Here is a 16,105-nt window from a genome sequence, read left to right as displayed (position 1 = left end):
TAAAACAGGATTGATCCGAATGAGATCAATCCTTTGGTTTTTAAAGATAATAACTCGTTTTTGTCATTAACTTTGAAATAGCAGTCATCGTAATTTTTACTGCATATGGTAATTCAACACCGCCTGCTTCAAGTGCAGTATGACGGTGATGCAATTCATCTTCATTCATTTGCTCTAAAATTTTACGAGAGCGTTCATCTTGAGCAGGTAACTGGTTTAAATGATCTTGCAAATGCAGACTAACCTGACGCTCAGTTTCAGCAACAAAACCTAAGCTATATTTATCACCTGCAATACCAGCAAGGGCACCCATGCCATATGACAACCCGTACCAGATTGGGTTTAACAAACTTGTATGACTGTTTAATTCTTTTAAACGGTCTTCGCACCAAGCTAAATGATCTTGCTCTTCAATCGCTGCTTGTTGCATTTCTTGGCGTACATTTGGCAATTTCGCCGTTAATGCTTGCCCATGGTAAAGTGCTTGAGCACATACTTCACCACTGTGGTTAACACGCATTAAACCTGCGACATGGCGAGCATCTTCTACACCAAGTTTTGTTTCTACTGTTTCAGCTGGATTTTGACGCTGTGCTGCTGTTGCACCCGGAACAAGACTACGCAATGCCTGATCAAATGAGTTAATAAGTTGATCAATTCCAGTATAGTGGCGCATAAATTAGTCCTCTAAAGAAAGGTGGGCTGTGGCAAGCATTGGTTTTAGTCTAGCGAGAAGCCAGATACTAAAGATTGCACTAAGTACAGCTGTAATAATAAATAGTATTTTAATATCAATTTTTAAAAGACTTAAGATTAAGATTGAAAAAATTGCAGAAGAAACCATAAAAACGGCATTTAAGATGTTATTCGCTGCAACAACTCGTGCACGATGTGAACGTGGTGAATAAGCCTGCATCATGGCATATAGGGGAACAATATAAAAACCGCCACTAATCCCCAATAAAGTCACAGCAATCATGACATGGTAGTAAACCCAGCCTTGGGTGAAAACGTCTTTTAAGGTAAGTAATGCCCCAGTTCTTTCTGGTACAAAAGCTAAACTGGCAGCAAGGTAGAGCGCAAAAACAGTAAGGCCAACTGCACCAATCGGCACCATTTTAATATTAATTTCTGAACCACCAATTTTACGGCAAAGAAGAGAACCCACACCAATACCGACTGAAAAGAAAGTCAGTAACAAGCTAACAACATTTTCTGATGCATGAAGGTTTTGCTGGGTAAGCTGCGGAATTTGAGTTAAATAAGTCGCGCCATAAAACCAGTACCATGAGTTGCCTAGCAAAATTGTGAATACTAACGGTAAGCTTTTAGCATATTTAATGGTCTGGAAACTTGTACGGATAAAATTCCAGTCAATCTTTAAGTCAGGTGCAGCAACTTTTTGCGGCAAAATGAAGCGACTAAATAAATAGCCTATGCAAGCAATAGCCACTACGGTGATACTAATCCACAATAAATTACCATCTGATGAGGCAATTACGGCACCACCTAAGATCATTCCGAACAAGATCGCCATGGATGTGCCGGATTGAAATAGCGCATTACCAGACATTAACTCGTTCGGTTTTAAAATTTCAGGCAAAATTGCGTATTTAATCGGGCCGAAGAACGTCGAATGCGTACCCATCAAAAATAAAGCAAAAAGAAGTAGCCATAAGTTTCCTAACAGGAAACCCGCAGTACCGATGAGCATAATGATGATTTCTAAAATTTTAATACCACGGACGAGTTGAGATCGTTCGTATTTGTCGGCGATTTGTCCAGCTGTGGCTGAAAAAAAGAAATATGGCAGAATAAACAAGAGGGCTGCCAAATTATTAAGAGTACTTACGGGAGCAGATTGTTGCTGAATCCATCCATAAGTAATCACCAATAATAAAGCTTGCTTAAAAACGTTATCATTTAATGCGCCAAAAAACTGGGTAAAAAACATCGGTACAAACCGACGTGAGGTCATCAGGTGCTCATCTTGTTTCATCATGTGCAAACTTCATTGTGTTTTATAAAAAAATGTGACCGAGTGTTAATTTGCATCGAAAACCATGTATGATATTTTTAACGCTTGATTAAATGAAAAATCAATGGTTTTGAGTGAGTTTTACACTCACATTGGTGCGTTTTATTAAAAAATAAGTCTAGAGTTTTCTATGCCTTCTAAAATTAAGTTTAAACAGTCAACTCTCTCACATTCTATGCATTTAATTTTAAAAATGCAGGGCATTCCTAAACTTATTTGTAGCAGCTTGTTGTTAAGCGTTTGCGTAACGCCAAGTTTTGCTCAAACTTCTGTTGAGAATAGTTCATCAACAACTTTAAACCAGACAGTATCTGATGAGTCAACTGAACAATCAGCTCAGGTTAACGAGCAATATACTGCTCCAGTTACAGATATCGCTACACTTGTAACCCAAGCTCAGCAGCAACAAGATAGCTTGGCTATATTGCAACAACAAGAACAATTTCCAAATCAAATTGATGAATTTAAGCCAATTACTCTTGATAATCTTGAAGATTTACCCGATATGCCTGTTGATCAAAACATGGCAAATGAAATTTATAGGGTAGCGGAAGAAGCGAAGAATGAAGCACAGAACTTTCAAAATGGGACTCAGAAACTCCCTGAAGTTACTGTAAGCGATGCAACTCAATCTGAATTAAATCAAATTAATCAGGCACCTGTAAATATTGATCAGCTTATGCAAGAGATTAAGTCTGATAGTAAGATTGTAGTTGAAGCCAATGAGACTGGAAAAACACTGCCTGAATTGACACCAGAGGCCGAAGAACCGCCTGAGCAAGCTGGTTTCTTTAAGCGTATTTTAAATAAAGTACGTCCACCGCGTGCAATTCCGATGGAACAAGTACCGCGTATTAGCGCAGAGGTAGAAGGTGCTTCAGATGTGTTAGCTAAAAATATTAAAGGTAAGTTGTCAACTTTTACTCAAGAATCTTTTGAAGACTTTAATGCTGCTTTACCTCAGCTTAGAACATTAAGTAATCAGGCTGCTCAAGCTGTTGGCTACTATAATGCTGAGTTCCGATTTGAAAAATTAAGTCCGAGTCGTGTTCGTGTCAGAGTGACACCAAATGAACCAGTACGAATTAATGAGCAAAATATTGAGTTTACAGGTCCAGGCGAAAAGCAGCCGCAATTTCAGGTTATTCGCTTAGTTCCTGATCAAGATGTGGGTGATATTTTTAACCACGGTTTATATGAAACCACTAAAACCCGTATTGTCGATGCAGCATCTGATAACGGTTATTTTGATGCTTATTGGCGATTGCATGATGTAAAAGTAAGTCAGCCAGAAAATAAGGCCGATATTAATTTACGCTACGAGACAGGTGAGCGTTATAAATTAGATAAGGTCGAGTTTCGTATGAGCGATCCTTCGAAACCTTTGCCATTAAATCAAAATATCTTAGAAAGTATGGCGCCTTGGAAAGAGGGTGATGACTATGCTTTCTGGCGTGTAAATGTGCTCGCGAATAACCTAACCAACTCACGTTATTTTAATTACACCTTGGTTGATAGCATTAAACCAGACCCAATTGAAAAGCCACTTGAGCTACCACCAGATTTACAAGCTTTGGTCGATGAGCAAAATATTGATGTTGATGAGTCTAATTTACTTTCACCAGAACAACGACAACTTGCAAAAGCTCGTCAATTAGCGACATCCAATAAAGAAGTTACGCAAAACGTAGTCGATGAAAAACAGTTTGCTGGAACACAAAATGCAAAACAGGCAGAGCCTCAAACTGCGATGTTGCAAAGTGCCGCAGCTCAGCATGATGAACAGGAAACTGAACAGGATCGTTTACAAGCTCAAGCACGTGAAACAAAAAGAATTCCAGTTATTGTGACTTTAAATGCTGACAAGCTAAATAGTTTGGAAACTGGTATTGGTTATGGAACCGATACGGGGGCGCGTTTACGTAGTCAATATCGCCGTTCTATCGTAAATAAATATGGTCATTCTTTTGATGCCAACTTAGAAGTTTCTGAAATTCGTCAATCGATTGATGGTCGATATAGTATTCCCTATAAACATCCGTTAAATGACTATTTTAATATCGTTGGCGGTTATGAGCGTGAAACACGGGATGATATCGGTCCGGATGTAAGCCTGTTAACCGAATCTGCTGTTGTGGGCGGGGAGCGCGTAATCAAACGTCCATTAGGTAATTGGCAGCATACTATTGGTGTTCGTTATCGTTTAGACCGTTTGACCCAAAAAGGTAATGTTGATATTTCTGAATTACCAGATGCTTTTAAAACAGCTGCATCTGAGCAAGAAGCATTATTGTTTAGTTATGAAACATCTAAAACTTCAAGTAATACACGTTTAAACCCAACAAAAGCTTTTAAACAAACTTATAAATTAGAATTAGGCAGCGAGAGTTTATTGTCAGATGCCAATATGGCAATTGCGAGTGCAGGCTGGAGATTTATTTATTCTCTAGGTGAAAATGATGATCACCAATTCGTCGGAAGATCTGATCTTAGTTATATTTTTACAGATGATTTTGACAAAGTTCCATACAATCTTAGATTCTTTACGGGTGGTGACCAAACAATTCGTGGATTTGACTATAAAAGTCTTTCACCAGAAGTAGATGGATATAAAATTGGGGGCCAAGCTTTAGCTGTAGGCTCTTTAGAATATAACTATCAGTTCAAAGACGGATGGCGAGCAGCTGTTTTCTCTGACTTTGGTAATGCTTATGATAAAGATTTCAGTAATCCAGCAGCTTATAGCGTTGGTGTCGGAATTCGCTGGAAGTCTCCAATCGGCCCAATCCGTTTAGATGTAGCTTCGGGTATTTCAGATGAGAACCATCCGATTCGTTTACATTTCTTTATAGGCCCACAACTTTAAAAATAAAATTTTATTAGGTTTATTTTATGGCGGAAGTAGAACAGCAGCCCACTTCGGCACCAAGCTCTCCTAAGAAGAAGCGTCGCATTTTGCGTAGCTTCTTACTGACGATATTGATCATATTGTTATTATTGGCTTCTTCGTTAGTCATCATGATGTCAACGGATCGCGGAAGCCGTTTTTTATTAGATCGGGTTTTAGAAGCTCAGAAAATAATTAAATATGAATACGAAGGCGGGAACTTATTGCGGGGCATTATTCTCAAAAATGTGTTGGTGCAATTAAAAGATGTCGATGTTTCATTAGATCGAGCTGATGTAGGCTTAGGATGGCGTTCTTTATTATTAGAAAAAGAAGTACATTTAAGCCATGCAGATGTACGCAACTTACGTATTATTAATAAAACTCCGCCCTCTGGTAAACCGTTTGAATTTAAACCAATCAAATTGCCTTTTGTTTTACGTATAGATGAAGGTGATGTTGATCATTTAGAAATTAAGTTGGCAACCTCAGATGTAAGTTTTCATGACGTTCATTTGCAGGATGCACTTTGGTCAGAGACCAAACTGGAATTTGAAAAATCTAGTATGGATATGGGCTATCTTTCGGTCCACAACGCAACAGGTAAAATGGATTTCAGTGGTAAATATCCATTAGATGCCACAGCAGATTTAAGAATCCCATCTTTAAAAAGTTTAAATATTCAAAATATTAAAGTGGCTGCTCGGGGAAGTTTAGATACTATAAAAGCTGGGGTTGCAACAACCACTCCCGATCTATTAACAGGTTGGGTAATATTGCATCCTGTTCGCGATGAAGTTCCAATGCAAGGTGAACTATTATTAAAAAACTATCATTTACCTTTGCTACAAGAACAAAAACTATTTGCAAAAAATGGTGTGATCAAGTTTCAAGGTGATATTAAACAGCTTAATTTGGCACTTGATACAGATTTAAAGGGTGAGAATTTACCTGAAGGTCAGTACAACGCTTTAATGAATACTGATTTAGTTCATCAGCTTAATATTACCGATTTCAATGGCCAAGTTATGAAAGGTGCCGTTAATCTTAAAGGTCTGGTGAATTGGAAAGATCATGTGACTTGGGACATCAAAGGTCGTTTAGATCGCATTAATCCTAAAGACAAAGCGATTCCACAGGTGGTTCAAGACTTTTTACCACCAAGTTTAGATGCTGCTATTGCTTCAACTGGTTCTTTGGAAAAAGGCACAGAAGTATTTGCTAACGTTGATTTTGACCGTTATGAGTCTTGGAAACTCAAGCTTAATCAGGCGCCTGAAAAGAATAATAAACCTCAACCAATGCTCATGAATGTGGCGTGGGCGAATATAGACCGTGCAATGCCTTATATTGGATGGTTAAGTAGTGATAATGGTCAAGTCGATTTAACATTACGTGACGGTCAACAAGATATTAAGGTTGCTACAAAAGTATATCAGCATGAAAAAACTTTATTGCCAGCAGGACAATATCTAGCCAACCTGAATGTTAAAGATAATATCTTAAATGTGCCTAATTTTAGTTTTGCTGCTGAAAAAGGTAGCTTAACAGGTCAGGCTAAAGTTCTATTGCCTACTGAAAAACGACAGTTGGCTTGGAATGCTTTATTAAATGCAAAAGATTTTAATCCGCAAAGTATTCATGCAGCAGCGCCGGTCAATCTATTAAATGGTTCGATTAAGGCAAATGGTTTCGCTAAACCAAACCAGCAAATTATTCAGTTTGAGAAAATTGATTTAACTGGTCGATTGGCTCAAGCAGGTCAAGAAACTGTAAGTTTAGGTGGAAAAAGTACAGCAGCATTATTATTTCATGATGTTAAAGCTGGGGGCGGTTTTAAAGGCTTTGCGGTTAATTATGACGGGTCTTTAAAAGCCTTAAAACAGGCAAATGGTTTGTTGAAGTTTTCTATAGCGGGCACGCCAGATTTTATTCGAATTAGCCAATTACAACACGATGGTGTGGCTGGAAAAATCTATGCTACTGGTTCTGTCAATTTAAAAGACCGCATTGCATGGGATATTAATAGTTCATTAGTACGCTTTAAACCTCAATATTTTGCCTCAACTGTTAAAGGTGAAATTTCAGGAAATCTGAAAACTCAAGGGGTTTGGTCTGATCACTTGAAGCGAATTAATATTCAACAATTGAATCTTGCAGGCTTTTTAAATAATAAACCTGTTCGGGGTAAGGGTAATCTATCTCTATTGATGGATTCTAATCAAAATGGCTTTTTACCTCAGCAATTTGAAGCGAATAACTTATTTTTAGTGTATGGACAGAACCAGCTACAAGCTACTGGCAATGCACAAAATCTAAAAATTAAGCTGAATGCGCCAGCACTCTACGAGTTATATCCGGGACTGCGCGGTCGAGCTTATGGTGATTTGAATGTTCAATCACAACCACGTTTAAAAGCAACAGCGAATATTGCCGTAGATAATTTTGCTTTTAATACACTTGTAAGTGTGAAGAGATTGAGTATTCAGGGTGAGCTTCCAACATCGGAAACAACACCGACTCAATTAACCGCAAAATTAAATAATCTACGTAGCGGAAATAGAGAAATCCAGTCTGCTGAAGTGAATTTGACAGGAACAAGAAAAGCACATTTATTGAAAGTACTTGGCAATAATAGTGTTTCCAAGTTCTATGTTCAGTTGGCAGGTGGATTTAATCAAAAGAATGATTGGTTAGGTCAAATCCAGAAAGGAAGTTTTGATTCACGACGAATTCGTCTGGCACAAAATCAAAATGCTCCAGTAATTTTTTCTTCGGCGAAATCTGAGCTATATGTGGGCCAACATTGCTGGCAAAGTACCAATAGTCAGCTCTGTTTTGATCAGCCTGTCCGAGTGAGTAAAGCACGAGGTAATATTTCTTTTGTAACTCAGAACATGGATTTAAGCGACTTCGCGGCATTTATGCCAGAAGGCTTAGCGATGACTGGACAATTAAATGGTTACGCTAAGGCATCGTGGGTAAATGGCGGTAATCCAAAACTTGATGCGCGTTTAATTACGCGTAAAGGTGAAATCGGTTTAGCTGCTGAAGATCCACAAGATCCTGCAACGACTTTGGCTTATGATGAGTTAGGGGTAATTGCAAAAAGTGTATCAGAGGGTCTGTTATTCCGTGTTGATGTGAAAACACCAGATATTGGTACGGGCTACGCGAATGTTATTATCAACCCATTCCAGTCATCAATGCCAATGCATGGTGAAGTGGCCTTTAATGATGTTCAATTAAAAGTCTTGAAACCATTTATTCAAGATGTTCGCTCAATGAGTGGGACGTTAGCCTTGGCTGGTAAAGTCAACGGTACATTAACTCAACCTCAATTTACTGGTGAAATGCGCCTGAAAAATGGTGCGATCAGTATGATTTCTTTGCCAGTAAATCTAACTAATGTGCAGGTGTATTCATCAATTCGTCAGGATATGGCAACAATTGATGGAGCATTTAATAGTGGGCAAGGTGTAGGCTTGCTTAAAGGTAGTTTTGAGTGGAAAGATGCGCCACGCCTTCAATTAAATCTTAAAGGTGATAATTTACTGGTACGTCAAGCACCATTAATTACCGCAATTGCCAATCCGAATCTGACACTTGATATGTATCCTTTCGATAAGCGGTTAAGCTTAAAAGGATCTGTAGATGTTCCTCGTGCACGTATTTCAATGCCAGAAACAACTGCTCCAATCATTAATACGTCATCAGATGTTCGCATCGTGCGTCAAGGTCAAGATCCACTTGCAATTTTACGGGCCGCTAAACCTTGGGATATTCGAGCTGACATTTCTGTTAATATTGGAAAACAAGTTATCTTCCAAGGCTTTAACAGTAATATTCCGTTGGTTGGTCGTCTCAACTTAAGCCAACGTGGCTATGAGACTGCAATGAGAGCTAATGGGGCGATTGGTGTTAGCCAAAAAGTGAAAATTGAAGCTTATGGACAAAGTCTAGACTTGAACCGAGCAATTGCCCGTTTTAATGGACCATTAGCTAACCCGACTTTAGATATCGATGCGAACAAAAATGTTCAGGGAAGCATGGTTGGGGTACGTGTTACAGGTACTGCGACATCACCAAACATTCAGGTCTATAACGATGCAGGTCTATCTGAGCAAGAAGCATTAAATGCGCTTGTGACTGGTCGTATTAATGAAGGTTCGAGTGGCTTGAGTAATGCAGAAGGTTTTAAATCTGATGTAAACAACACCATTGCTGCTGCGGGTATTAGTATGGGCTTGGGTGGTACACGTGCTTTAACTAACCAGATTGGACGTACGTTTGGTTTGAGCGGTTTAGCTTTAGATGCACAAGGTACAGGTGATGATACGCAAGTGAGTTTAACGGGTTATATCACACCAGATCTGTTTATTCGCTATGGTGTTGGGGTGTTTACTCCTGTAAACAAACTCACTTTACGTTATCAAATGAATCGACGTTTATATTTAGAAGCAAGTCAATCTCTAGAAAGAGCAATCGATCTTTTCTACAACTGGCGCTTTTAGTTAGTTGAAACTAATAATGAATGAATTAAGAGCTCACTATTGTGGGCTTTTAATTTAATAACGTCTTCATAACATTTAAAAAAGTTTAGTATTTATGATTTAAAGTATCGCTTCTCTTAAGAGTAAAGAAGCCTTGGATAGGTATTGATTAAAGAAAATTCACTTGAAAATTGCTGTTTTATAAATTAGTTTTCAGAAACATTAAATGAAATTAGATTGATATACCTTGTTGATAAATGCAAATAAGGTGGGTTTTTTCAAGGATATAGTAGTGAATATAGATACTTATGTTGAAATTAAAAATGGCAAGGAAAACGATATCAACGTTAAATATCGTGGCCTAATTCAAAAATTAACAGCAACATTGTCATTGACGCTCTTGTCATTTGGATGGTGCTCCACCGTAAATGCTGCACAACAACAAATTGCTTTAGTAGGAACATGGACATCAATTCCTAATGCACCGCTTGCGCAAAAACCAAAACAAGCTAGTGAAGGCTTATACCAGCTTCAAGTGAATAAGGATGGAACTTTAACTCCTGTTAAAGTGCTGAAAATGAAAAGTCCTTCTTGGATTGTGAAATCGAAAGATGGTCGTTTTGCATATACCACTAATGAAGAAAACGAAGGTGCGGTAACCGCATTATCTATTCAAAATGGAAAGGTGGAAGTGTTGAACACAGTGGATAGTCATGGTGGACATCCAACACATGCAACAATTAGTTTAGATGGTAAGTTCCTGTTTGTGTCGAACTATTCAGCGTTCGATAAAGGCCGTGGTGGTGTAGCTGTTTTGCCAATTTTATCAAATGGCCATTTGGGTGAAAAAGTACAAAATATTGTTTTTGAGGAAGGTTCTGGCCACGTCAAAGGCCGCCAAGAAAGTGGACATGCTCATTCCACAACTTTTAGTCCGGATGGTAAGTATTTATATGCTAGTGATCTTGGAAATGACAAAGTCTATGCGTTTCGTTATAACCCGAACAAGGCTCAGCCACTTGAAGCGGATACCAACCGCGATGTAACTTTTACACATGGTTCTGGCCCGCGTCATATGGTCTTTTCACCAAATGGCAAACATGCGTATGTTACCGCAGAAATGCGAAGTGAAATTGTGACATTTAACGTGCAAGATGGTCATTTGAAAAAAGTGGCTGAGCTAAAACTAATCCACGAGGATAAAACACCTGAATTTAAGAGTGCGAGTGGAATTATCCTTAGCCCAAATGGTAAATATGTGATTGCTGCCAATCGAGGTGCAGACAATAAACTTTTAGTATTTAAAATCCAACAGAATGGATTGCTAGCTAAGCCAGTTGTTTATAAAGCGAATGGTATCGAACCACGTGCTTTCTCATTCGATGCAACTGGTAAATACCTATATGTAACCAATGTTTATACTAATAATATTAGTTTATTCCGTTTTGATGCAAAAAATGGCACCTTAAAACCAGCTGGCGATGCAGCAAAAATATCAACACCTACGGATATCAAATTCTTTAATTAATTCAAATCATGAAACAGGCATTTCTAATGCTTAATACAAAAGACCGAGATTTTGTTATCTCGGTTTTTTTATAGCAGTTTTGGCAAAAACGATGATTTTCCGTATGATATGGACAGCAATAATTAGTGTAGTGAAATGATGAAAAAGATTTTATTGATTGCAATGAGTTTGCTCTTTGTTGGTTGTTCGGAAAAGAAACCATTAACACCAGAAGAGCAGTGGCATGGCTTTTGTACTAGCGTAGGAAATGCTGCAAGAAGTATTGTTTTTGATCGTCAGCAAGCAATCGAAAAAACGCAGGCAGTTGAGCATGCAAATAAAATTGAAGATGAGATAACTAAAAAATTCATTCTTAATGTTATTGAAAAAGTTTATGTAATTCCAAAAGAAGAACTGACAAAAGATCCTCAAGCAATTCAAGAAAAAGTTAGAAAGCAAATGATGGATGAATGTTTGGTAACCCCTCATGACAAAATGCCAAAATATAAATCATTCTAATTGTGGTTGAGGTTATTGAATTTTCATCTGGCTGAAGCTCTTTTTGCTTAAAAATAGCTCAATTTCGCCTAATATGCTCATTATTTAAACACAGGTATTTAGATACAAAATAATGGGCATCACGGAGAAACACCCCGCGCTCATTAACTTTTACCTTGAACTCTAGTAAACTTTTGTAGTCCATATTACTTGTGAAGCTTTTAAGAAAGCTGGAATTTGCAAGTAATTTTTCAAAAAAAGAGGAATGAACACCGTGCTAGAAGCTTACCGCCAACACGTTGAAGAACGTGCCGCACTCGGAGTCCCACCGAAGCCACTTGATGACGCTCAAACAGCTCAGCTTGTTGAACTATTAAAAAATCCACCAGCAGGCGAAGAAGCGTTCTTGGTAGATTTGCTTGAAAACCGTGTTCCTGCAGGTGTTGACCAAGCAGCTTACGTAAAGGCAGCATTCTTGGCAGCGATTGCAAAAGGCGAAGCAACTTCACCACTCGTTTCTAAAGAACGTGCAGTTTACTTACTTGGTACTATGCTAGGTGGTTATAACGTAGCACCACTTGTTGAACTTCTTGACAATGCTGAACTTGCAGGTTTAGCTGCTGAAGCATTAAAGAAAACTCTTCTTGTATTTGATGCATTCCATGATGTAGCAGATAAAGCAAAAGCTGGTAATGAAGCTGCTAAAGCTGTTTTACAATCTTGGGCTGAAGCAGAATGGTTCACTAGCCGTCCTGACGTTCCAGAAGAAATCAAAATCACTGTGTTCAAAGTAACTGGTGAAACAAACACTGATGACTTGTCTCCAGCTCAAGATGCTTGGAGCCGTCCAGACATTCCATTACACGCAAATGCAATGTTGAAAAACGAGCGTGATGGTATCAACCCTGAAAAACCAGGTGAAGTTGGTCCATTAAGCCAAATTAAAGAACTTATCGCGAAAGGCAATCAAGTTGCTTACGTAGGTGACGTTGTTGGTACAGGTTCAAGCCGTAAATCTGCAACTAACTCTGTTCTTTGGTTCTTTGGTGATGAACTTCCACACATTCCAAACAAAAAAGACGGTGGTGTGTGCTTAGGTTCTAAGATTGCTCCAATTTTCTTCAATACTATGGAAGATGCAGGTGCATTACCTGTAGAAATCGACGTTGCTAACATGAACATGGGCGACGAAGTAGTATTGAAAATTGACCATGCTGCTGCAAAAGTAACTGCTTTTAAAGATGGTGTACAAATCTCTGAAGCAGATCTTAAAACTCCAGTACTTTTAGACGAAGTACGTGCTGGTGGTCGTATTAACTTGATCATTGGCCGTGGTTTAACTGCTAAAGCACGTGAAGAATTAGGTCTTGCACCTTCTACATTGTTCCGTACTCCAGTACAACCTGCTGACACTGGCAAAGGCTTTACACAAGCTCAAAAAATGGTTGGCCGCGCATGTGGTTTACCAGAAGGTCAAGGTATCCGTCCAGGAACTTACTGTGAACCTAAAATGACTACAGTTGGTTCTCAAGATACAACAGGTCCAATGACTCGTGACGAGTTAAAAGACTTAGCATGCTTGGGCTTCTCATCTGACTTGGTAATGCAGTCTTTCTGTCACACTGCTGCGTATCCAAAACCAGTTGATGTAACAACTCACCATACATTACCTGACTTCATCATGAACCGTGGTGGTGTATCTTTACGTCCAGGTGACGGTATTATCCACTCTTGGTTAAACCGTATGTTACTTCCAGATACAGTAGGTACTGGTGGTGACTCACATACTCGTTTCCCAATCGGTATTTCATTCCCAGCGGGTTCTGGTCTTGTTGCGTTCGCAGCAGCAACTGGTGTTATGCCACTTGATATGCCTGAATCTGTACTTGTTAAGTTTAAAGGTAAAATGCAACCTGGTATCACTTTACGTGACCTTGTACATGCAATTCCTTACTACGCAATTCAAGCGGGTGATTTAACTGTAGAGAAGAAAGGTAAGAAAAATATCTTCTCTGGTCGTATCCTTGAGATCGATTTATCAGAAATGGAAAATGACTTGACTGTTGAGCAAGCATTCGAACTTTCTGATGCGTCAGCTGAACGTTCTGCTGCTGGCTGTTCAATTACACTTTCTGAAGAGAAAGTTGCTGAATACTTACGTTCTAACATCACCATGTTGAAGTGGATGATTGCAGAAGGTTATGGCGATGCACGTACACTTGCTCGTCGTGCTGAAAACATGCAGAAGTGGTTAGATAACCCAAGCTTGTTAAAAGCTGATGCTGATGCTGAATACTTAAAAGTTTACGAAATCGATCTAGCTGACATCAAAGAACCAATTCTTTGCTGCCCGAACGATCCAGATGACGCGAAACTTCTTTCTGAAGTACAAGGCGACAAGATTGATGAAGTATTCATCGGTTCTTGTATGACTAACATCGGTCACTTCCGTGCAGCTGGTCAGTTACTTGACAAAGTACCTGGTGGTTCATTGTCTACTCGTTTATGGTTGGCTCCACCAACTCGTATGGACGAGCACCAATTAATGGAAGAAGGTTTGTACAACATCTATGGCCGTGCTGGTGCACGTACAGAGATGCCGGGCTGTTCATTATGTATGGGTAACCAAGCACGTGTAGCGCCGAACACAACTTGTGTATCGACTTCTACTCGTAACTTCCCGAACCGTTTAGGTCAAGGCGCAAACGTTTACTTGGCGTCTGCTGAGCTTGCATCTGTAGCTGCGGTTCTTGGTAAATTACCAAGCCCAGAAGAATATCAACAGTACGCGTCGCAAATCGACAGCGCTTCTGCTGACATCTACAAATACTTAAACTTCGACAAGATGAGCGAATATACTAAAGAAGCTGATCAAGTTGATACTAAGAAAATCCAAGCTGCTCAATTGACTTAATATGTCGATTTAGTACAAAAAAGGAGCTGATTATTCAGCTCCTTTTTTATTTTAAATGAGACTTTGTACATTATTAGACTTAGAAAATAATAAATAGATCAAATTTTATTTAATGAAAATGTAAAAATAAATATTACTCTAGATATTAAATTGATTTTTGTTTTAAAATATTTGAACGAACTTGAAAATAATTAAAAAAAATATGAGTATTTTATATAGGGAACTTAAGAATGCTAAAGACAATTGTTGAATTTAAATTTGATGATTATCAATTATATGACCAAAAAACTTATGCTGATGAAGGTGGTATTTTAGTTCAAAAAACTGAAGATATTGCACAATATATTTTTAGTATATTAAAGAATAGATATCATTTAAATGTAGAGTTATATAGTGAAAGCTGGGGGTGGGAAATTGAGATTCCCTTAGCTGAAATAACAATGTATCTCGGAATTAGTGTTTATGAAGAATATAGTAATGGATTCGCAATTTTTATTTCTCCAAATACTCCGATTTTAAGAAAATTTCTATTTAGAAAAATTGATATTACTCATCATATTATGGTGTTGCAAAATTATATAAATATTATCTTAAAATCGCATCCAGGCATCTATGATGTGATGTGGTGGGAAGAGAATGAATTTCGATGTGTAGCCACGAATTGATGAAAAAAATTAAGGCTCAAATATTGGGGTAAGTAAAACAAAAATTGTTAGAGACGATATTGGTGAATAGAGGCGATGAGCTTACTATATCTACAATATTAAGTGGTCAGATCAATATGCATAATTCAGCTTGGAAGGGATTACGTAAGTTTTTTTATAATAATCTTCATAACCATGACTATGAAACGACGGTAAGTAAATGCATTAACTATTTTTTAGTTATTTTAATTATTGGTAACGTCGCTGCTGTTTTATTAGAAACAGTAAATGATTTGTACTCAAATTATCGTATTTGGTTTGACTACTTTGAGAATATTTCAATCGCAATTTTTAGTATTGAGTATTTATTAAGGTTGTGGAGTGTTGCAGATCGAGATACGACACAATCCGCATGGAAAACTCGCTTGAATTGGATGAAAAGTGGGGAAGCAATTATTGATTTGATGGCAATTTTGCCAGCTTACCTGAATTTCTTTGTACGAATCGATCTTCGTATGCTTCGGATTTTACGTCTACTTCGTTTATTAAAATTAACACGCTATTTCATCTCACTACAGATATTGTTATGTGTGATTAAACGCGAGAAGGGATCTTTTCAAGCAGTTATCTTTATTTTAATTATCATGATTATTATGACTGCTTCTGGAATTTATGTGGTTGAAAACAAAGCTCAGCCAGAAGCTTTTAGTTCAATACCTAAATCTATGTGGTGGGCAGTGGTTACTTTAACTACAGTAGGGTATGGCGATGTCACTCCTGTAACTAGCCTAGGAAAGTTATTAGGGGCGCTTATTACTATTTTAGGTGTGGGTATTGCAGCATTGCCTGCTGGTATTTTGGCGTCTGGACTTGCAAATGAGCTTAATCAACGGAATCAAAGACTAGAGCAAGAGTTTCGTGAGCTACTTCAAGCACGAGGTATTGATATTTTACATGATGAAGTTGAAATTGAGCGGGTCCGTCAAAAAGTAGGATTGCCAAAAGAGCAAGCGCATAACCTGATTATTCAAATTATGCGTGAAAAAGTATTAGAGGAAGAAGAGTCCGTCCGAGAGAAAAAATGTTATTGCCCACACTGTGGTGGAAAGCTAACTGATTAGAAG

9 protein-coding genes are annotated in these 16,105 nt (G+C 38.2%); 7 read left to right on the top strand and 2 right to left on the bottom strand.

Annotated features, from left to right (window positions below; translation table 11 throughout):
• Window positions 1–40 precede the first annotated feature (40 nt).
• Window positions 41–676 carry a 2-polyprenyl-3-methyl-6-methoxy-1,4-benzoquinone monooxygenase gene (gene coq7, locus AW165_RS00230; protein ID WP_002119684.1) on the bottom strand — a complete coding sequence of 212 codons (636 nt, stop codon included), beginning with the start codon at window positions 674–676 and terminating at the stop codon, window positions 41–43.
• Between the two features lie 3 nt (window positions 677–679).
• Window positions 680–2,002 (bottom strand): MFS transporter, encoded by a 1,323-nt coding sequence (locus AW165_RS00225; RefSeq protein ID WP_081410477.1) that lies wholly within the window; start codon window positions 2,000–2,002, stop codon window positions 680–682.
• A 166-nt stretch (window positions 2,003–2,168) separates the two neighbouring features.
• Between AW165_RS00225 and AW165_RS00220 the strand changes: the two genes are divergently transcribed.
• The 7 genes from AW165_RS00220 to AW165_RS00190 all read left to right on the top strand — a co-directional run bounded on the left by AW165_RS00220 (window position 2,169) and on the right by AW165_RS00190 (window position 16,102).
• The gene (locus tag AW165_RS00220) at window positions 2,169–4,904 is read left to right on the top strand and encodes an autotransporter assembly complex protein TamA (protein WP_017385429.1); all 2,736 of its coding nucleotides are present in this window, start codon (window positions 2,169–2,171) and stop codon (window positions 4,902–4,904) included.
• A gap of 26 nt (window positions 4,905–4,930) precedes the next feature.
• Window positions 4,931–9,439, top strand: coding sequence for a translocation/assembly module TamB domain-containing protein (locus tag AW165_RS00215; RefSeq protein WP_060464654.1), 4,509 nt, complete (start codon window positions 4,931–4,933; stop codon window positions 9,437–9,439).
• Between the two features lie 271 nt (window positions 9,440–9,710).
• On the top strand, window positions 9,711–10,946 hold the full coding sequence (locus AW165_RS00210; protein ID WP_060464653.1) for a lactonase family protein: 1,236 nt from the start codon (window positions 9,711–9,713) through the stop codon (window positions 10,944–10,946).
• Window positions 10,947–11,081: 135 nt separating this feature from the next.
• Window positions 11,082–11,444 carry a hypothetical protein gene (locus tag AW165_RS00205; protein WP_081410476.1) on the top strand — a complete coding sequence of 121 codons (363 nt, stop codon included), beginning with the start codon at window positions 11,082–11,084 and terminating at the stop codon, window positions 11,442–11,444.
• 253 nt (window positions 11,445–11,697) lie between these two features.
• The gene (locus AW165_RS00200) at window positions 11,698–14,337 is read left to right on the top strand and encodes a bifunctional aconitate hydratase 2/2-methylisocitrate dehydratase (RefSeq protein ID WP_060464912.1); all 2,640 of its coding nucleotides are present in this window, start codon (window positions 11,698–11,700) and stop codon (window positions 14,335–14,337) included.
• Window positions 14,338–14,567: 230 nt separating this feature from the next.
• Window positions 14,568–15,002 carry a hypothetical protein gene (locus AW165_RS00195; RefSeq protein WP_005068573.1) on the top strand — a complete coding sequence of 145 codons (435 nt, stop codon included), beginning with the start codon at window positions 14,568–14,570 and terminating at the stop codon, window positions 15,000–15,002.
• A 116-nt stretch (window positions 15,003–15,118) separates the two neighbouring features.
• A complete protein-coding gene (locus AW165_RS00190) occupies window positions 15,119–16,102 on the top strand; it encodes an ion transporter (RefSeq protein WP_060464652.1) in 984 nt (327 codons plus the stop codon).
• Window positions 16,103–16,105: the final 3 nt, after the last annotated feature.

Source organism: Acinetobacter sp. LMB-5 (genome assembly GCF_001541635.1).
GTDB lineage: Bacteria > Pseudomonadota > Gammaproteobacteria > Pseudomonadales > Moraxellaceae > Acinetobacter > Acinetobacter pittii.
This window is presented reverse-complemented; position numbering and strand designations above follow the sequence as displayed.